Origin of the sequence: Rhodoferax sp. (assembly GCF_028688795.1) — a bacterium.
In the GTDB taxonomy this organism is placed as follows: domain Bacteria; phylum Pseudomonadota; class Gammaproteobacteria; order Burkholderiales; family Burkholderiaceae_C; genus Rhodoferax.
This window is the reverse complement of sequence record NZ_JAQTXM010000019.1, coordinates 18,448-35,834: the sequence shown is the minus strand read 5'-3', so window position 1 is coordinate 35,834 and position 17,387 is coordinate 18,448. Positions and strand designations below refer to the sequence as shown.

Annotated in this window: 19 protein-coding genes; 12 read left to right on the top strand and 7 right to left on the bottom strand. The window is 57.8% G+C overall.

What is annotated here, in order from left to right:
• Positions 1–9 precede the first annotated feature (9 nt).
• From PHQ58_RS14505 to PHQ58_RS14495, 3 genes are all read left to right on the top strand, one after another.
• On the top strand, positions 10–207 hold the full coding sequence (locus PHQ58_RS14505) for a heavy-metal-associated domain-containing protein (protein WP_300112114.1): 198 nt from the start codon (positions 10–12) through the stop codon (positions 205–207).
• Between the two features lie 10 nt (positions 208–217).
• Entirely contained in the window at positions 218–886 is a 669-nt protein-coding gene (locus PHQ58_RS14500) for a Crp/Fnr family transcriptional regulator (protein ID WP_300112112.1), read from the top strand.
• Positions 887–1,022: 136 nt separating this feature from the next.
• Complete coding sequence (locus PHQ58_RS14495; RefSeq protein ID WP_300112110.1) at positions 1,023–1,214, top strand: DUF2892 domain-containing protein; 192 nt, start codon at positions 1,023–1,025, stop codon at positions 1,212–1,214.
• A gap of 120 nt (positions 1,215–1,334) precedes the next feature.
• Here the strand turns inward: PHQ58_RS14495 and PHQ58_RS14490 are convergent, their stop codons facing one another.
• Positions 1,335–2,231, bottom strand: coding sequence for a recombination-associated protein RdgC (locus PHQ58_RS14490; protein ID WP_300112108.1), 897 nt, complete (start codon positions 2,229–2,231; stop codon positions 1,335–1,337).
• 199 nt (positions 2,232–2,430) lie between these two features.
• Between PHQ58_RS14490 and PHQ58_RS14485 the strand changes: the two genes are divergently transcribed.
• The 3 genes from PHQ58_RS14485 to PHQ58_RS14475 all read left to right on the top strand — a co-directional run bounded on the left by PHQ58_RS14485 (position 2,431) and on the right by PHQ58_RS14475 (position 4,231).
• Complete coding sequence (locus PHQ58_RS14485) at positions 2,431–2,988, top strand: Spy/CpxP family protein refolding chaperone (RefSeq protein ID WP_300112106.1); 558 nt, start codon at positions 2,431–2,433, stop codon at positions 2,986–2,988.
• Between the two features lie 185 nt (positions 2,989–3,173).
• A complete protein-coding gene (locus PHQ58_RS14480; RefSeq protein ID WP_300112104.1) occupies positions 3,174–4,016 on the top strand; it encodes a DUF2189 domain-containing protein in 843 nt (280 codons plus the stop codon).
• Positions 4,016–4,231 (top strand): DUF2788 domain-containing protein, encoded by a 216-nt coding sequence (locus PHQ58_RS14475; RefSeq protein WP_300112102.1) that lies wholly within the window; start codon positions 4,016–4,018, stop codon positions 4,229–4,231. The genes PHQ58_RS14480 and PHQ58_RS14475 overlap by 1 nt, the downstream gene beginning before the upstream one ends.
• Positions 4,232–4,242: 11 nt before the next feature.
• Here PHQ58_RS14475 and PHQ58_RS14470 read toward each other — a convergent pair whose 3' ends face one another.
• The 5 genes from PHQ58_RS14470 to dnaA all read right to left on the bottom strand — a co-directional run bounded on the left by PHQ58_RS14470 (position 4,243) and on the right by dnaA (position 11,741).
• A complete protein-coding gene (locus PHQ58_RS14470; protein WP_300112100.1) occupies positions 4,243–4,821 on the bottom strand; it encodes an NnrU family protein in 579 nt (192 codons plus the stop codon).
• Positions 4,822–4,836: 15 nt separating this feature from the next.
• Positions 4,837–6,417: a GGDEF domain-containing protein gene (locus PHQ58_RS14465; RefSeq protein ID WP_300112098.1), complete on the bottom strand. Its 1,581-nt coding sequence runs from the start codon at positions 6,415–6,417 to the stop codon at positions 4,837–4,839.
• A gap of 69 nt (positions 6,418–6,486) precedes the next feature.
• Positions 6,487–9,090: a DNA topoisomerase (ATP-hydrolyzing) subunit B gene (gene gyrB, locus PHQ58_RS14460; RefSeq protein WP_300112096.1), complete on the bottom strand. Its 2,604-nt coding sequence runs from the start codon at positions 9,088–9,090 to the stop codon at positions 6,487–6,489.
• A 49-nt stretch (positions 9,091–9,139) separates the two neighbouring features.
• Complete coding sequence (gene dnaN / locus PHQ58_RS14455) at positions 9,140–10,246, bottom strand: DNA polymerase III subunit beta (RefSeq protein ID WP_300112094.1); 1,107 nt, start codon at positions 10,244–10,246, stop codon at positions 9,140–9,142.
• Between the two features lie 85 nt (positions 10,247–10,331).
• On the bottom strand, positions 10,332–11,741 hold the full coding sequence (dnaA, locus tag PHQ58_RS14450; protein WP_300112092.1) for a chromosomal replication initiator protein DnaA: 1,410 nt from the start codon (positions 11,739–11,741) through the stop codon (positions 10,332–10,334).
• Positions 11,742–12,017: 276 nt separating this feature from the next.
• Between dnaA and rpmH the strand changes: the two genes are divergently transcribed.
• Genes rpmH through PHQ58_RS14420 form a run of 6 tightly spaced genes read left to right on the top strand, consistent with a single transcriptional unit; the run spans position 12,018 to position 16,802 of the window.
• The gene (rpmH, locus tag PHQ58_RS14445) at positions 12,018–12,152 is read left to right on the top strand and encodes a 50S ribosomal protein L34 (RefSeq protein WP_066096666.1); all 135 of its coding nucleotides are present in this window, start codon (positions 12,018–12,020) and stop codon (positions 12,150–12,152) included.
• A 53-nt stretch (positions 12,153–12,205) separates the two neighbouring features.
• A complete protein-coding gene (locus PHQ58_RS14440) occupies positions 12,206–12,637 on the top strand; it encodes a ribonuclease P protein component (RefSeq protein WP_300112089.1) in 432 nt (143 codons plus the stop codon).
• Entirely contained in the window at positions 12,634–12,918 is a 285-nt protein-coding gene (gene yidD / locus PHQ58_RS14435; protein ID WP_300112087.1) for a membrane protein insertion efficiency factor YidD, read from the top strand. The genes PHQ58_RS14440 and yidD overlap by 4 nt, the downstream gene beginning before the upstream one ends.
• A complete protein-coding gene (gene yidC, locus PHQ58_RS14430) occupies positions 12,915–14,624 on the top strand; it encodes a membrane protein insertase YidC (RefSeq protein WP_300112085.1) in 1,710 nt (569 codons plus the stop codon). The genes yidD and yidC overlap by 4 nt, the downstream gene beginning before the upstream one ends.
• A gap of 30 nt (positions 14,625–14,654) precedes the next feature.
• Positions 14,655–16,061, top strand: a complete 1,407-nt coding sequence (mnmE, locus tag PHQ58_RS14425; protein ID WP_300112083.1) for a tRNA uridine-5-carboxymethylaminomethyl(34) synthesis GTPase MnmE — start codon at positions 14,655–14,657, stop codon at positions 16,059–16,061.
• 30 nt (positions 16,062–16,091) lie between these two features.
• Positions 16,092–16,802: a hypothetical protein gene (locus tag PHQ58_RS14420; protein ID WP_300112081.1), complete on the top strand. Its 711-nt coding sequence runs from the start codon at positions 16,092–16,094 to the stop codon at positions 16,800–16,802.
• Positions 16,803–16,813: 11 nt separating this feature from the next.
• On the opposite strand, the gene PHQ58_RS14415 is transcribed toward PHQ58_RS14420, so the two are convergent.
• Positions 16,814–17,368, bottom strand: coding sequence for an adenine phosphoribosyltransferase (locus tag PHQ58_RS14415; protein ID WP_300112079.1), 555 nt, complete (start codon positions 17,366–17,368; stop codon positions 16,814–16,816).
• Positions 17,369–17,387: the final 19 nt, after the last annotated feature.

The window sequence follows — 17,387 nt, the reverse complement described above, 5'->3', positions numbered from 1 at the left end:
GGAATTGAAATGAAGCAAACCTTTACCGTGACCGGCATGACCTGTGAACATTGTGAAAAAGCGGTGGTGCGTGCGGTGCGCCAGCTCGACCGCACGGCTGAAGTGCAGGCTGACCGCAGCAGCAACAGCGTGGTGGTCGAGTCCGAGCAGCCGCGTGAGGCCCTGGCCCAGGTCATTGCTGACGAAGGTTACACCGTTGCCCCCTGAGCCGCTGCGCATGACCCATTTGGAATCAATGGCGCTGCTGACAGATTTGTACCCCTCATTGGCGCAGGTGCAACCCGCCATTGATGCGCCTGGGTCGGGCCTGGCACCCTTTGAGGTGCCCGCCAACACTGTGTTGTTCAGCGAAAACGCGGCTTGCCAGGGGTTTCCGTTGGTGCTGGCGGGGGAAATCAAGGTGTCGCGCAATTCAGGCGATGGTCGTTCACTGGAGCTTTACCGGGTGGTGCCCGGCGAGTTGTGCCTGGTGTCGAGCGCCTGCCTGTTCCGCGCCCAACCACTTAGCGCCTTTGGCATCACCACCAAGCCTAGCACCCTGATGCTGATTGCGCCTGACTTGTTCAAGCGCTGGCTGGAAACGCCGGCGTTTCGCAACGACGTATTGGGCCTGTTTGCCGAGCGCATGGCCGATCTGACCTTGCTGATTGATGCGGTGGCGTTTCAGAAGCTCGACCGCCGTTTGGCTGCAGCCTTGCTGGGCCGTGGCCAACAGCTTTTGGTGACCCACCAAACCCTGGCCGATGAACTGGGCACAGTGCGTGAAATTGTCACCCGCTTGCTGCGCCGCTTTGAGCGTGAAGGCTGGGTTAGCCTGGGTCGCGAGCAGATTCAGATCATCAACGGTGCCGCCCTGCGCGCCTTGGTCAGTGCCAACCCGGCGTGAACGCCGACAGACCGCGCCCGGTACGCGGCAGACCATGAGGTCCTGGGCTGGGTGACCTGAGTCACAGACCTGGCCACCTTGCAGCAGGTGTAATACACAGGTCTTATTTTTAAACCTGTGACTTCAAGGAGTTTTCATGAAATCAAATTCTGGCGGTATTGACCGCATTCTGCGCATCGTCGTTGGTCTGGTGCTGATCGGCTTGACCCTCGCGGGTAACATCGGCGTCTGGGGTTGGATTGGCATTGTGCCTTTGGCTACCGGTGCCCTGGGTTGGTGCCCGCTCTATACCATTTTGGGCATCAACACCTGCCCGATGAAGAAGTAACCGACTTGTTTCACTGGCCAGCGGGGGGCCAAACCCCGCAAATCAAGCGCAAAATGCTACATTTTATATAGCTGCTTGCGCTTGTTATATAAGGTCTAGAGCTATATTTTATATAAAAAATCAGGCCAAGGGCAGTTCGCCGCCCAAGGCTTCCAGCAGCTCGGGTAAGGCTTTTTGCAGCTCGCCTGTAGAAATCAACACATCAGCATCGAAACCATCGTCCTTGCCAGTGCTGGCGCCCTCAAACACCACGTCCAGAAACGCCAGTTTCTTCAATTGGAAGCCCTCGGTGAGCACAAAGGACACCCGGTCGTTCCAGGTCATGGCCAGACGGGTCGGCATTTTGCCGCCTTCAATGTGTTGTTTGACCTCGTCGGTGTCAAGCCGGTGGCGGGCATAACGCACGGCTGCCTTGGACTCGTCAGCGGCTTTCAACTCACATTCGCGGTCCACACTGAAACCCTGTGGCGCTTCTTGCGTCACCAGCCAGTCGGCCATGGCGGCGCTGGGTGACACTTTGGTGTTGACCAGACTCAAGGCCAAACCCGGCAGGTTTTGCACCAGCAGGGTCACCAACTCATCGGCGCGCGCCTGGCTGCCCGCATCTGTGACGAGTAAATTTGCCTCGCGGTCGATCCAGACCCGGGTGCTGCCCTGCTTGGTGAAGGCCATGGGCATCAGCTCCAGCCGAATGTCGTCTTTGAGGTCGCGCGTTTCTTTCTTGCCGGGTTTGCGCCCGGTGCTGGCTTCAATCTGGGCCACGCGCTCTTGTGCCTTGCGGTTGACCACCGAGGCAGGCAAGGCGCGTGTTTCCACCATCAGCTTCAGAATCCATTGGCCGGCGACGACTTCGAGCAGTGGTCCGTTGGCTTCGCCGCGCGGCTCGCTCCAGCCCACGGATTTTTCCTGGGATGCGCCACATTCCACAAAGTGGTTGTCTTGCAGACGGCCTTCAACTTCTTCGGCAGTGATGCTCCAGCCCGGAGCGATGCGGTACATGATGACGTTCTTGAACACAGGGATAACCTTCTAGAGATAAATTTTCAAACTTGCGGCGGCCAATCATCCCATCAATCACTGGCCAATCCGGGCAAATCTTGGCACAACTTTACAAAGCTTTCACGCAGCCTCATGGGCGCGATACACGGGCGCCGCATACTTCTTTTCACGCCAATGCCACTCTCAGGTCATTGGCCCTAACTTAAAGGAAATGATGATGAAGACCAATTTGAAAATCTCCCTGGTGGCTGGTTTGTTGCTGGTTGCTGGTTTGGCTTATTCGCAGTCGCCCATGGGCCCCATGGGTGGCGCTCAGTGCGACATGATGGGTGGCGGCATGCAGGGCCACGGCATGAGCCACCGTGGCATGGGCAAAATGGACCCGGCCAAGATGCAGGCCATGATGGACAAGCGTCACGCCGCCCTGAAAGCCCAGCTGAAAATCACGGCCTCACAAGAAGCTGCCTGGACCAGTTTTATCGATGCACATAAGGCACCTGCCGGCATGATGGGCAAACAGCCAGCCGCCATGGCTGACATGGCCAAACTCACCACGCCAGAGCGCATTGACAAAATGAAGGAAATGCGTACCCAGCACATGGGTGAGATGAACGCCGCCATGGACAAGCGCTCTGAAGCCACCAAGGCGTTCTACGCCGTGCTGACGCCCGAGCAACAAAAAACCTTTGATGCCCACAGCATGATGGGTCAGGGACGAGGCCATGGCGCTCGCGGTGGCAAGGGCCCGATGCAGCCGATGCCCCCAGCCAAGTAATCGCCAGGGTTCAGGCTTTCACCGCTTACGGTCAGGGGTGGCATCCGCAAGCAGCGGGTGCCACCCCTGTTGCTATTGAGGCGAGGCACGGCGCCGGTTGATGGCTTGTGGCAACATCAGCCCGTTTTGTATTTTTCAACCGCCACCTCAGCGACTTGTTCACAAGCGCCTAATCCATGCCCGCCATGCCAAATTCCCCGCCAACCCCGAAAATGACAGCGCCGCTCAGCCACAGCGTTGTGGTGCGCACCATTGACCCAAGCCAGCCCTTGCAGTGGCTGGGCCGGGCCTGGCGCGACATGACCCGCTGTGGCTGGATCAGCGTGGTGCACGGTGTGGCGATGGCTCTGGTGGGGGCGCTGATGCTGTGGGTGGCGCATGACCGTTTCTGGTTCATGGCCGGCGCGTTTTCCGGGTTTTTGCTGGTGGGGCCGGTGTTGGCCACCAGCTTGTATGCCTTGAGCCGTGGCCTGGAGCGGGGACAAAAGCCAAGTTTTTCGGTGGTGCTGAAAACCTGGCTCAACTGGCAAGGCGGCCGGATTCAGGTTTGGGGCGAAGCGCAATGGCGTCTGGTGCGATTTGGTGTGTTGCTGGCGCTGGCGGGCACCGCCTGGGTCCTCATTTCGGCCGGCTTGATCACCTGGCTGGCACCCGTGCCCATTCCCACACCGATGGCCTTCGTCGAGCATGTGGTGCTGGCCAAAGAGGGTTGGTTGTTTGAGGCATGGCTGGCCCTGGGCGGTGCGCTGGTGGCCCCCATTTTTGCCTCGACTGTGATCACCATTCCCTTGTTGCTTGATCGGAAAATTTCCATTGGGCAGGCCATTGCAGCAAGCTGGCAGGTGATTTTTGCCAACCCTTTGCCCATGGCCATTTGGGGTGCGCTCATCATGGTGTTGACGTTTGTCGGCTTTGCCACGGCGCTGATTGGCTTGGTGCTGCTGGTGCCACTGCTCGGGCATGCCAGCTGGCATGCTTACCGCGACCTGCTGGATGTGACTGGGTTGCCAGAACGGGAAAAGAACTGATGTTTGGTTTTACAGAAGAACAAATCGCCGCCTTTGGCATGACCTTTGGCGTGGGCGGCTTGATGCTCTACATGCTGTTCATCATTGGGCAGTTGGCTTGGGAGTCCAAAGCCGGCAAATTCGGCTTTTTTGTCATGATGCTGGGCCTGGCCTTTGGCATGGTGGGTTTTGTCGCCAAGTACATGATTCAGTGGGTCATGGGCATGAAGTCATGACCAGGCACGAATCAACCAAACGGACGCACGCCAATCAGCCAGCCATGCAGCCATAAAGTAAAAGCAATCCAGCCGGCAACGCCCAGCGCCACCGTGACGCCAGTGGCCCCTGTTTGCCCCCCGCTGTACACGGTGCCCTCAAGCCGGTCACGGCGTCCAGCTGCCAAATAGCACAGCACGGCCCAGACCAAAAATGTGCCAAACAGCACCACATGTCCCAAGTTGCCGTTGGCCAGCAGGTGCGCCAAAGCCCACAGCTTGACACCGGCCAGCATCGGGTGATGCACACGCGCCTTGATCTGGTTGCCTGGCACATAGGCGGCCGCCAACAACACAAATGCCAGCAGCGTCAATAAGGCCGCCAAGTGGCGCATGCCAGTGGGTGGGATCCAGAGTTGCATCGGGGCTTGCCGGACCAGTCCGAACCCCCACACGATCAGGCAAAACCCAGTCAAAGACAGCAGCGAATAGCCCGCGCGCCAGGTTTGGGCACCCAAGCGGTTGCGAACCCGGGTGCGCCAACCATCCGCAAACAGGCGCACCGAATGTGCGCCGAAAAAAATGGTCAAGCCAGCCAGCAGGTAGTTCATGCGAGGTGCATTGCCTTAGGCACCCAGCACTCGGTTTTTGCCCGCACGCTTCGCCAGATACATGGCCTGGTCCGCCCGCTTGATGGCGTCTGCCCCGGTTTCGCCTGCCACCAATTGCGCCACACCGGCGCTGAAAGTAATGAGTACTTTTTCAGCACCCGTCATGAAAAACCGTTTGGTGAGCTCGCGCTGCAGCCGTGTCATGGCTTCAATGCCACGGTCCAGCGGCGTGTCGGGCAGCAAGATGACGAATTCTTCGCCGCCGTAGCGGGCCAGCGTGTCTTGTGGGCGCATCACCTCACGCGCCACTGCCGCCAGGTGCGCCAGCGCCACGTCGCCGGTGGCATGACCCAGCGTGTCATTGAGTTTTTTGAAGTTGTCGATGTCGAGCATCGCCATGCACAGGGGAGTGTCCATGCGCCTGACCTTGGAGACTTCACGGTTCACTGCTTCGTCAAGGCCTTGGCGATTGAGTGCACCGGTGAGCGAATCATGGCGCGCCAGGGCGCTGACGCGGTCAAGCTCCTGGTGCAGCTTGCTCAACTCGGCCTCGGTGGCTTCGACCTTTTTCTTCATGCCCTGCAAGGCGTCGCGAGCGGTCTGGCTGTCTTGCGCCATGCTGCGGGTGGCGCCTACCACGTCTTTCAAGACAGGCGCAATCTCGGTGATGGATTTGGCTTGCTCGATCAAGCGGGCGCTGGCTTCCATCTGGGTGTGAAAGCTGCTGGTGGACTCGGTCATGGAGCCCAGCCGCTCAATGAACGCCGCCAGCATCTGGCGCATGTCCTCCTGGGCCTGCACGGCGCGGGTTTTGGATTCGGTCTGCTTGAAAATCACGTCTTTCAGGCGTTGCTCAACGTCGTCAAGCCGGCGCAGTGTCAGTGGTGGCACGCACACGGTCATGAGTGCGTCCACCTGGCCCTTGAGCCAGGCGTCGTCCAGGCTCAGGTGGCTGATGTTTTCGATGATCAGGTGCAGCAATTTGAGCAGCACCTTCTTGATTTCTGCCTGGTCTTCAGCCGCAAACGACAGCCGATGACTGTAATTGGCAAGCAATTGCTTGACCGTAATGGCGTCGGCATCAGGCTGGCGAAGGGCTTTGATGAGGGCCTGGGTTTGCTCCAGAAAACGTTCGTCGTCCTGGCCCAAAGCAGGTTGCGCGTATTCAACCACGCGGGCAATCTGGCCAAAAAAATCAGCGGTCAGCGCGGGTGCTGTGAGTGCCGGTGTGGCGGGCAGGGCTTCCACCGGGGCGGGCTTGGGCGCATCCACTACCGGCACGGCCAGCGCGGGGCTGGGCGATGGTGCGGGCGGGCTGAAGCCACCATAAGCCATCAATGAATTTTTGACGCCTTCCCAGTTGAGCTGGGTGATGGCCGACTCCAGCAAGCCGCGCTGCTTTTGCTGCCCGGGTGTCTTGGTCGGCAAAGCCAGGGCAATGTCGCGCAGCCGCTCTGTCGGAAAAACGGGTTCATTGGGGACCTCTGCAATCTCGTTGTACAGCCGCTGGTAATTCAGGGGCGTTGGCGCAAGCTTTTGGGCCGTGAGTTGCTTGAGCGTTTCCCGCGCAATTTCAAATGGTTTTTTTTCGGCCATGGCATCCATAAGCTATAAATTTAATAGCTGCTAGCGCTTTATTTATAAGGGCTAGAGGCCATTTTTGTGTTAAATATCGATGTTGCCCGCCTGCAGCGCATTGGATTCGATGAACTCGCGCCTTGGCTCAACCTCGTCGCCCATCAGCATAGTGAACACCTTGTCGGCTTCAATGGCGTCGTCAATCTGCACGCGCAGCAAGGTGCGCACGGTGGGGTCCATGGTCGTTTCCCACAACTGCTCGGGGTTCATTTCACCCAAACCTTTGTAGCGCTGGCGGCTGCTGCTGCGCTCGGCCTCGCTGACCAGCCAAGCCACGGCTTCACGGAAGTCCGCCACTTTTTGCTCTTTCTGACGCTCACCTTCACCGCGCGTGACCCGGGCACCTGCGCCTACCAAACCGCGGAAGGTCTTGGCGGCTTCGCTCAAGACCGCGTAATCGGCGCCGTGGGCAAAGTCTTGCGTGAGCACGCTGCTCTTGATGTTGCCGTGCTGGCGCCGGCTGATGCGCAAAATGGGCTTGTCCGTGCGCACGTCAAATTCTCCGGCCACCTCGGCGTCGGGCAAATGCGCTTGCATGGCAGCGGCAGAGGCCTCTGCATCAGCCAGGGTGTCGAGGTTCAAGGGCACACCGTCTGCAATGGCACGCAGTGCAGAGGTATCCAAAAAGTGGGCCAGGCGCGCAATCACCGTTTGGGCGAGCATGTGTTTTTTGGCCAATTCGGCCAGCGTGTCACCGGTCAGCACAGTGCTGTTTTCGCCGCCTGTATGCACACTCGCATTGACCAACGCGACGCGCAGCAGAAAGGTGTCGAGGTCGCTCTGGCCTTGCAGGTACAGCTCTTCACGGCCGGCCTTCACCTTGTATAGCGGTGGTTGGGCAATGTAGATGTGGCCACGCTCCACCAGCTCAGGCATCTGGCGGTAGAAAAAGGTCAGCAGCAAGGTGCGGATGTGCGCGCCGTCCACGTCGGCATCGGTCATGATGATGATGCGGTGATAGCGAAGCTTGGCCACGTCAAAATCGTCGTTGCCGGTGGTACCCCCTGCCTTGCCAATGCCGGTACCAAGCGCGGTGATGAGCGTGAGGATTTCGTTGCTGGTCAGCAGCTTTTCGTAGCGTGCTTTCTCTACGTTCAGAATCTTGCCGCGCAGCGGCAGAATCGCTTGGAACTTGCGGTCGCGCCCCTGTTTGGCTGAACCACCGGCGGAGTCACCCTCGACGATGTAGATTTCGCAACCAGCGGGGTCTTTTTCCTGGCAGTCAGCCAGCTTGCCGGGCAGGCCCATGCCATCGAGCACGCCTTTGCGGCGCGTCATGTCGCGGGCTTTGCGGGCTGCTTCCCGGGCGCGGGCCGCCTCGATGATCTTGCCCACGATGATCTTGGCATCGGCCGGGCGCTCTTGCAGGTAGTCGTAGAGCAATTTCGAGACGATGTCTTCCACTGGGCCACGCACTTCAGAGCTGACCAGTTTGTCTTTGGTCTGGCTGCTGAACTTGGGTTCGGGCACCTTGACGCTGAGCACGCAGGTCAAGCCTTCACGCATGTCGTCGCCGGTGACTTCGACCTTGGCTTTTTTGGCAATCTCCGAATCATCGATGTACTTGTTGATGACACGGGTCATGGCGGCGCGCAGGCCGGTCAGGTGGGTGCCGCCGTCGCGCTGCGGAATGTTGTTGGTGAAACACAGCACTTGCTCGTTGTAGCCACTGTTCCATTGCATCGCCACCTCGACGCCAATGTTGGTGTTCTGGTCGCTCTGGCGGTCGCCCATGGCGTGGAAGATGTTGGGGTTCAACACCGTCTTGCCTTTGTTGATGAAATTCACAAAGCCCTTGACGCCACCGGCGCCCGAGAAGTCGTCTTCTTTGCCCGTGCGCTCATCTTTCAGGCGAATGCGCACACCGTTGTTCAAGAAGCTGAGCTCGCGCAGGCGTTTGCTCAAAATTTCGTAATGGAAGTCGGTGTTGGTCTGGAAGATTTCCAGATCGGGCAAAAAGTGCACCTCGGTGCCGCGTTTTTCTGTTTCGCCAATCACCTTCATGGGGGACACTTCGACACCGTTCACAGTCTCGATGATGCGGTTTTGCACAAAACCTTTGCTGAACTCCATCACATGCACTTTGCCGTCGCGGCGGATGGTCAGGCGAAGCATTTTGCTCAAGGCATTGACACAACTCACACCGACACCGTGCAGGCCGCCGGACACCTTGTAGCTGTTCTGGTTGAACTTGCCGCCGGCATGCAATTCGGTCAAGGCGATTTCAGCGGCCGAGCGCTTGGGCTCGTGCTTGTCGTCCATCTTCACGCCAGTCGGAATGCCGCGCCCGTTGTCCACCACACTCACTGAGTTGTCGGTGTGGATGGTGACCAGAATATCGTCGCAATGGCCGGCCAGCGACTCATCAATTGAGTTGTCCACCACCTCAAACACCAAGTGGTGCAAGCCCGTGCCGTCCGAGGTGTCGCCGATGTACATGCCAGGGCGCTTGCGCACGGCTTCCAGGCCTTCCAGGATCTGGATCGAGCCTTCGCCGTAAGCCTCTGAGGCGCCTTCCTGGTGCGCATCAATGGTCGGCTGGTAATTGGAGCTGTCGGAAGTTCCTTCGCCAGTGTGAACGTTTGGCTCACTTTGATCGGGGGTCGGAACTGGCTTGTTGTCTTCGGTCATGGAAAGCTTTGGATAAGTTTGGGGCAGTGCGTGCGGGGGTAGTCAAGCGCTAGATGCGCATCGGCATCACCACATATTTGAATTGGTCGTCGTCTGGAATGGTGAGCAGTGCCGAGCTATTGCCGTCTGAAAGCTCAATCTTGACCATGTCCTGGCTCATGTTGGCCAGCGCGTCGATCAGGTAGGTGACGTTGAAGCCAATCTCGATGCTGTCGCCACCGTAATCGATGTCAAGCTCGTCGACCGCTTCTTCCTGTTCGGCGTTGTTGGCGGCTACGCGCAGCGTGCCCGGGTCAATGTTCAGGCGCACCCCCTTGAATTTGTCGCTGGTCAGGATGGCGGTGCGTTGCAGCGTGGAAAGCAGCGCGGAACGGCCCAAAATGATGCTGTTTTGGTGGTTGCGGGGAATGACACGGTTGTAGTCCGGAAACTTGCCTTCGACCAGCTTGGACACAAATTCCATGCCGCCAAAACTGAACTTGGCTTGGTTGTTTGCAAACTGCATCTCAATGGCACCCTCGGCATCTGACAGCAGGCGTTGCAGTTCCAGCACTGTCTTGCGCGGCAAAATCACCTCTTGTTTGGGCACTTCCACGTCCAGCGTGGCCGATGCAAACGCCAGGCGGTGGCCGTCGGTGGACACCAGGCTGAGTTGCCGGCCTTCGGCGACAAACAAGATACCGTTGAGGTAATAACGAATGTCATGCACGGCCATGGCAAATGAAACTTTGCTGAGCAGAACCTTCAGTGTCTTTTGTGGCACGCTGAACACGGGCCCAAAGTTGGCAGACTCCTGCACCAGAGGAAAGTCTTCGGCAGGCATCGTTTGCAGGGTGAACTTGCTTTTGCCGCCTTTCAGAATGAGTTTGGCGGCACTGGATTCCAGCGACACGATTTGGTCGGCGGGCATGGTACGCAAGATGTCGATGAGTTTGCGGGCCCCCACGGTAGTGGTGAAGTCTTCTGTGTCGCCACCGAGTTCGGCGGTGGTGCGGATCTGGATTTCCAGGTCGCTGGTGGTGAGTTGCAGTGAGGTGCCGGTTTTGCGGATCAATACATTGGCCAGGATCGGCAGGGTATGGCGGCGCTCGACAATTCCAGCGACTGCCTGCAGCACGGACAGCACCTGATCTTGGGGGGCTTTCAGAACAATCATGTCATCCTCTTATGGTCGTTAATCTAGGTGTTTGCAAGCATGCGGCATAGCAATGGCAAAAGGGCTATTTTCCCACTCATTTGTGTCAGCCTTTCAGGGTTTGCTCCAGCACGTGAAGCTGCTGGTTGAGTTCGGTCATTTGTTGCCGTTCGGCACCAATTTTGCGCACCGCATGCAGCACCGTGGTGTGGTCACGCCCGCCAAAGAGTTCGCCAATTTCAGGCAAGCTTTTTTGCGTCAGTTCTTTGGCCAGATACATGGCGATTTGGCGCGGCCTGGCGATGCTTGCCGGACGCTTCTTGGAATACATGTCGGCAATCTTGATCTTGTAATAGTCCGCCACCGTTTTTTGAATGTTTTCCACTGAAATCTGACGGTTTTGAATCGACAGCAGATCGCGCAGTGCTTCACGGGCCAGCAAGATCGAGATTTCTTTCTGGTTAAAACGTGAATAAGCCAGAATTTTGCGCAGCGCACCTTCGAGTTCACGCACGTTCGAGCGCACGTTTTTGGCAACAAAAAATGCCACCTCTTCGGGCATCACAATGCCTTCAGCCTGCGCTTTGTTGATCAAAATCGCCACCCGCATTTCAAGTTCGGGGGGCTCAATAGCCACGGTTAAACCCGAGTCAAAGCGCGACACCAGCCGCTCGTGAATGTCGGCCAGCCCTTTGGGATAGGTGTCGCTGGTCATCACAATGTGCGACTTTTTGGCCAGCAAGGCTTCAAAAGCGTTGAAGAATTCTTCTTGCGTGCGTTCCTTGTTGGCGAAGAATTGCACATCATCAATCAACAACAAATCCAGCGAGTGGTAGCGCTCCTTGAATTCATCAAATGCCTTGCGCTGGTAAGCCTTAACCACATCCGTGACGAACTGCTCGGCATGGATGTAGAGAACTTTGGCATTTGGGCGGTCTGCGATCAACTGATTGCCCACCGCGTGCATCAAGTGGGTCTTGCCCAAACCCACCCCGCCATAGATGAACAGCGGGTTGTACAGATGCCCTGGCATGCCCGCCACATGCATGGCAGCAGCACGTGCCATGCGGTTGGCACTACCCTCCACCAGGGTGTCAAACGTCAGGCCGGTGTTGAGCCGATTTTTCAGTGCCTCTGGTACCCGGCTCTGGGTGGTTTCCAGGGCGACCTCACTGGCTGGCGCTGGCATCAATCGTTGGGTAGGTTGGCTTTTGGCAATGGGTTCCCGAGGAGCAAGCGCTAACTCTATGTGTACTGGCTGTCCTGTCAGTCGCTCCATGAGCAGGGCGAGGCGGGCGCTGTACTGCGCCCGGATCCAGTCCATTTTGAAGCGGTTGGCAACAAAAATTGTGACCTTGGAAAGGTCGTCTGCCACTTGGGCTGACAAGGGTTTGATCCAGGTTTGAAACTGTTGCTCAGGCAATTCCTGGGCAAGTTGGTCGATGCAAGCCTGCCACAAATCCGTCTGGGTATCGGCATCTGCGGCGGCTGGATTGGGGTGGTGTCCCTCGGTCATTGTGAAATCAGCTTCTGTGGATAGTTTTAAATTGCTGCGCCTTTCATTCTAATTTATCAAACCCTTATCCACACCCCGAGCTCGCGCGAAAACTGGTGCCTGTCAAAAGGTCTAATTCACTTCGCCGAAAGCGTGAATTTGGCCCCTCCTCCAAAGTTTGCGATAATCCGAGGTTCCCCTGAACTGTTCAGGAGAAAACTGAACACCGATTTGGCCCCTGGCATGTAGACCATGGCGGAGCCAGGTCGCCTATGAGCCCTCTGAGGATTTCCAAAAATGAAACGCACTTACCAACCCTCCAAGATCAAACGCGCCCGCACTCACGGTTTTCTCGTCCGTATGAAAACCCGTGGCGGTCGTGCCGTGATCAACGCACGTCGTGCCAAAGGCCGCAAGCGCCTGGCTGTCTAAGCCGACGGTGGGTAAGGCCTGTTGCTGACATGTTCTGCAAAGGCTCCCTGATTTTGCAACGTCTCAAAACCCGTCCCCAGTTTCAGGCTGTGCTGGCGGGGTCGACCCTGTCACGTACGCCGCACTTTGCATTGCATCGCCTGGCACTTGACGGTGAGGCCTTGCTTGCTATTCAGCCGGCATTGTTCGCATTGCATGATGTCTGGATGGGTGCCATGGTGCCCAAGCGGTGGGCCAAGCGAGCGGTGACCCGCAATGCCATCAAGCGTCAAATTTATGCCGTGAGCGCTGATTTCGAACCAGCACTTATGCAAGCCGCCCATGTGGTGCGCTTGCGCTCGGGCTTTGACAAGACGCGTTATGTCAGTGCCACTTCAGAGGCGCTGAAATCTGCCGTGCGTGAAGAATTGCAGCAACTGTTCACACGCGCAGTGGTGAAGGTTTCGCCGCAAGCGACAGCGTTACCGGCACAAGGCACCGCATGATGACGCGTTTGCTGATGGGCGTGGTCAGGGCTTACCGCCTGTTGCTGAGCCCGTCGCTTGGGTCGTCTTGCCGTTTTGAGCCCACTTGTTCGGTGTATGCCCTGCAGGCTTTGGAGCGCTTTGGTGCGGCCAAAGGCAGTTACTTGGCGCTGGCTCGCATTGGCCGTTGCCATCCCTGGTGCGCCGGCGGGCTTGATCCTGTGCCCGATGCAACAGGCAAGCCCCAGTCTGGTTTGTTTTCCCGGTTGATTTCCTCTTCCACTCAAAAGAAGTCCTCATGAACGATATTCGTCGCACCATTCTGTGGGTGATTTTTGGTTTTTCCCTGGTCATGCTGTGGGATCAATGGCAGGTTTACAACGGCCGCAAGGCAACGTTTTTCCCCAGTTCGGTTCAGACGGCGCCAAACGCCACGGGCCCCGCGAGCGCCGCAAGCACCCCGAATGGTGTGCCGACCGCTGTGAACCCGGTGGCTGGTGCTGGACAAATCGCAGGGGCGGCGGCCGTGTCTCGATTGAGCGCGCCGGTTGTGGCGCATGAACGTGTGGTGGTGCAAACCGATGTATTCAAGTTGACTTTTGACACGGAAGGTGGATCGCTGGTGCAGGTCGAGTTGCTCAAACACCGCGACATGGCGGACAAGACCCGCAATTTCATTTTGCTTGACGACAGCAAAGACCGCATCTACCTGGCCCAGTCCGGTCTGATCGCTGGCGCTGGCGGCACTGGCCTGCCGACCCACAAGTCGGTGATGGCCCTGACCTCGGGTGAGCGCATGCTTGCCGAGGGCAGCAAAACGCTTGAGGTGCGGTTCGAGTCGCCTGAAGTAGGTGGCGTCAAACTGGTGAAAACCTACACCTTGACGCGTGGCAGTTATGCAGTGGCCGTCAAGCACGAGGTGCTCAACGTGGGCGCCACAGCGATGGCACCGCAGCTTTACCTGCAATTGGTGCGTGATGGCAACAAGCCGCCCGGCGAGTCATCGTTTTATTCCACTTTCACTGGCCCGGCGATTTACACCGAGGCCAAGAAGTACCAAAAAGTGGAGTTTGCCGACATAGAAAAAGGCAAGGTTGACATTGAGAAGTCAGCCAGCAATGGCTACGCGGCCATGGTGCAGCACTACTTTGCCAGCGCCTGGTTATTGGACGACGGCGTTAAGCGCGACTTGTTTATGCGCAAGGTGGATACCAATTTGTACTCAGTGGGCATGATTGCACCACTGGAACTGATTGCGCCAGGTGCCCGAAAGACAGTTGAGGCTCGGTTTTTTGCTGGCCCGCAAGAAGAAAAAATTCTGGAGGCCTTGACCCCCGGGCTGGAGCTGGTCAAAGACTACGGCTGGCTGACCATTTTGGCCAAGCCTTTGTACTGGTTGCTGGACAAGTTGCATGGCTTCATTGACAACTGGGGCTGGTCCATTGTGGCTTTGGTGTTGTTGCTCAAGGCGGCTTTTTACTGGCTCAATGCCAAGGCTTATTCCAGCATGGCCAAAATGAAGGCGGTTAACCCGCGCATCATGGAAATGCGTGAGCGCCTGAAAGACAACCCACAGCAAATGCAGCAGGAGATGATGCGCATCTACCGCGAGGAAAAGGTCAACCCCATGGGCGGCTGCTTCCCGATCATGATCCAGATCCCCGTGTTCATTGCGCTTTACTGGGTGCTGCTGGCCAGCGTGGAAATGCGCAATGCCCCTTGGATGGGCTGGATTCATGACCTTTCAAGTCCAGACCCGTTTTACATTTTGCCCATCGTCATGACACTCACGACGGTGCTGCAAACGTCGTTGAATCCGGCACCACCTGATCCGATGCAAGCCAAGATGATGTGGTTCATGCCGCTGGCGTTCAGCGTGATGTTCTTCTTCTTCCCGGCTGGCCTGGTGCTGTACTGGATCACCAACAACGTGTTGTCGATTGCCCAGCAGTGGGTCATCAACACCCGCATGGGTGTGCCGCCCAAGTTTCACCTGCCCAAGTTCTAAGCAGCTTCTGGTCCTAGACCCCAGCTTGCCATGAGCTTGCCGCGCCACCAAGACCCCATCGTGGCCCTTGCCACGGCGCCAGGGCGGGGTGCGGTGGGCATTGTGCGGGTCAGTGGGCGCGGCTTGGTCGCCTTGACCCAGGCCCTCAGCGGTCGCAGTTTGAAGCCCCGCGAGGCCACTTACACCCCGTTTTTGGACGCTGCGGGTGTGGCCATTGACCATGGTTTGGCCATTTATTTTCCAGGGCCCCATTCCTTTACCGGCGAAGACGTGCTGGAGCTGCAAGCGCACGGTGGCCCCGTGGTGCTGCAACTGTTGCTTGCACGCTGTTTGCAGGCGGCCGCCGAAATAGGGACAAATGGCGACGAACGCTTGCCGCATTTGCGTGTGGCCCTGCCGGGCGAGTTTTCTGAACGGGCCTTCCTGAACAACAAAATCGATTTGGCGCAAGCTGAGGCGATTGCGGATCTGATCGATGCCAGCACCGAGGCGGCGGCTCGCAGCGCAACGCGCTCGCTCTCTGGCGTGTTCTCCCAGGAAATACATAACCTGCGAGACGCCCTGATTCATCTGCGCATGCTGGTCGAGGCCACGCTGGATTTTCCTGAGGAAGAAATTGACTTCCTGCGCCAGGCCGATGCGCATGGACAGTTGTCAAAATTGCAGCGCACCTTGTCTGACGTCCTGGCACGTGCCCGCCAAGGCGCCTTGTTGCGTGAGGGCATCAAGGTGGTGATTGCAGGTCAGCCTAACGCCGGCAAGTCGTCGTTGCTCAATGCCCTGGCCGGCGCTGAGCTGGCCATCGTCACGGCCGTGCCAGGCACGACGCGCGACAAGGTTCAGCAGACCATTCAAATCGAGGGGGTGCCGGTGCACGTGATTGACACCGCCGGCTTGCGCGACAGCAGCGACGAGGTCGAGCAAATTGGCATCGCCCGCGCCTGGGAAGCTATTGGTGAAGCTGATGCTGTGCTTTTCCTGCATGATTTGACCCGCATAAATGCTCCTGAATATATAGCTGCTGATGCAGATATAAAAAGGGCTATGGCCCAAAAACTTCCAAAAAATGTACCGGTGATCGGGCTTTGGAATAAAGCGGATGCAGTGCCTGCTGGCGTGCCAGACATGGGGCTGGTGCTGTCCGCTAAAACGGGTCTGGGGCTGGACGCATTGCGTCATCGTTTGTTGCAGGTGGCGGGTTGGCAATCGGTCGCAGAGGGCGTGTTCATTGCCCGCGCGCGCCATGTGCAGGCGCTGAACCAGGTGCAGACGCATCTGGCCAGTGCGCAATGTCACCTTGAAGCCAAAGCCCAGGCACTTGATTTGCTGGCAGAAGAACTGCGTCTGGCCCAAAACGCTTTGAGTGAGATCACCGGAGAATTCACCTCCGATGACTTGCTTGGAGTGATATTCTCTAGCTTTTGCATTGGCAAATAGCCAGATCGTCCAACTGACCGGAGGGTAGCGATGTCCCTTATTGATTGGCTGATGCCAAAATTCAAATCGCATAAAGATGCGACTTCACCTGTCAACGCGGCAGCACCGTCACGTCCGGTCCCGAACGCCCACGGGTCAGCGCCCGATGTCGACTTGAAAGCGCAGCGGCAGGAGCGGCGTGAACGCCTGTATGCAGTGGTGCGAGAGGCCATGTTGCGCAGTGAGGTGTTGGCATCTCGTTACAAATTCAAAGTTTTGTCGCTTGACACCCATGGTCGGCAGTTTCTGGTCATGGTAGATCTGCTGGACGCAAAGGCGGTTGCACCCGAGCGCTTTGCGGTGATCGAGCAGTTGATCATCAGCCACGCGGCACAGCAGCACGGCATGTATGTCAAATCGGTTTATTGGCGGGTGAATGATGTGCCGGCAGTTATGCCCACAGCACCGGCTCACCATGTGTCTGCACCACAGGTGCAGGTAGCCCCTGTGGCTGTGCCGCCGCCCATTTCAACCTCGTTGCATGCGCCCGTGTTTGACCCAATTGATCAGGCGGAAGTGCTGGCTTTCAAAAAGGCCATGGGTGTCACCCCAAGTTCCCCCATTGAGGGCGGTGCAGGTCAGGTTCGGACCTCCGGGCCGCGTCACGCCCCAGTGCCAACCGGTTACGAAGACACGCAGCTGCTCGAACAACCTGACGATACCGCCTCGCCGCTCAGTCGGACCCAGTTTGGCGAACTTTAGCGCCTGTGGTTTCAGTGGCCGCCAAAGTCCACCAGCGTGAACAGTTGCAGTCCGCTGGCGCGGATTTTGGCTGACCCGCCCAGCTCGGGCAAATCCACAATGGCGGCGCCCTCCATCACACTGGCCCCCAGTTTTTCCAGCAGCTTTTTGCCGGCCATCATGGTGCCGCCAGTGGCGATCAGGTCGTCAATCAATAGCACCCTATCGCCAGGTTTGACCGCATCGGTATGCAGCTCCACAGTGGCGCTGCCGTATTCCAGTTCATAGGTTTCTTCTACGGTGGTGAATGGCAGCTTGCCTTTTTTGCGGATTGGCACAAACCCCACCCCCAATTCATAGGCGATCACCGAACCCAAAATGAAGCCGCGGGCATCCAGCCCAGCCACCACGCTGGGGCGGCGCTCAGCCTCCATGTAGCGGTGCACAAACGCATCAATCAGAACCCTGAATACCTTGGCATCCTGCAGCAAGGGGGTGATGTCGCGAAATTGCACACCTGGCGTGGGCCAATCCGGTACGGTGCGGATGTGGTCACGAAGGTACTGGTTGACGCTGTTGTGTGGCATAGGTGGCCCGTTGAAATCA

Coding starts and splice junctions, on each gene's coding strand:
- PHQ58_RS14505 (WP_300112114.1), top strand. CDS start 10: ATGAAGCAAACCTTTACCGTGACCGGCATGACCTGTGAACATTGTGAA.
- PHQ58_RS14500 (WP_300112112.1), top strand. CDS start 218: ATGACCCATTTGGAATCAATGGCGCTGCTGACAGATTTGTACCCCTCA.
- PHQ58_RS14495 (WP_300112110.1), top strand. CDS start 1,023: ATGAAATCAAATTCTGGCGGTATTGACCGCATTCTGCGCATCGTCGTT.
- PHQ58_RS14485 (WP_300112106.1), top strand. CDS start 2,431: ATGAAGACCAATTTGAAAATCTCCCTGGTGGCTGGTTTGTTGCTGGTT.
- PHQ58_RS14480 (WP_300112104.1), top strand. CDS start 3,174: ATGCCAAATTCCCCGCCAACCCCGAAAATGACAGCGCCGCTCAGCCAC.
- PHQ58_RS14475 (WP_300112102.1), top strand. CDS start 4,016: ATGTTTGGTTTTACAGAAGAACAAATCGCCGCCTTTGGCATGACCTTT.
- PHQ58_RS14470 (WP_300112100.1), bottom strand. CDS start 4,821: ATGAACTACCTGCTGGCTGGCTTGACCATTTTTTTCGGCGCACATTCG.
- PHQ58_RS14465 (WP_300112098.1), bottom strand. CDS start 6,417: ATGGCCGAAAAAAAACCATTTGAAATTGCGCGGGAAACGCTCAAGCAA.
- gyrB (WP_300112096.1), bottom strand. CDS start 9,090: ATGACCGAAGACAACAAGCCAGTTCCGACCCCCGATCAAAGTGAGCCA.
- dnaN (WP_300112094.1), bottom strand. CDS start 10,246: ATGATTGTTCTGAAAGCCCCCCAAGATCAGGTGCTGTCCGTGCTGCAG.
- dnaA (WP_300112092.1), bottom strand. CDS start 11,741: ATGACCGAGGGACACCACCCCAATCCAGCCGCCGCAGATGCCGATACC.
- rpmH (WP_066096666.1), top strand. CDS start 12,018: ATGAAACGCACTTACCAACCCTCCAAGATCAAACGCGCCCGCACTCAC.
- yidD (WP_300112087.1), top strand. CDS start 12,634: ATGATGACGCGTTTGCTGATGGGCGTGGTCAGGGCTTACCGCCTGTTG.
- yidC (WP_300112085.1), top strand. CDS start 12,915: ATGAACGATATTCGTCGCACCATTCTGTGGGTGATTTTTGGTTTTTCC.
- mnmE (WP_300112083.1), top strand. CDS start 14,655: ATGAGCTTGCCGCGCCACCAAGACCCCATCGTGGCCCTTGCCACGGCG.
- PHQ58_RS14420 (WP_300112081.1), top strand. CDS start 16,092: ATGTCCCTTATTGATTGGCTGATGCCAAAATTCAAATCGCATAAAGAT.
- PHQ58_RS14415 (WP_300112079.1), bottom strand. CDS start 17,368: ATGCCACACAACAGCGTCAACCAGTACCTTCGTGACCACATCCGCACC.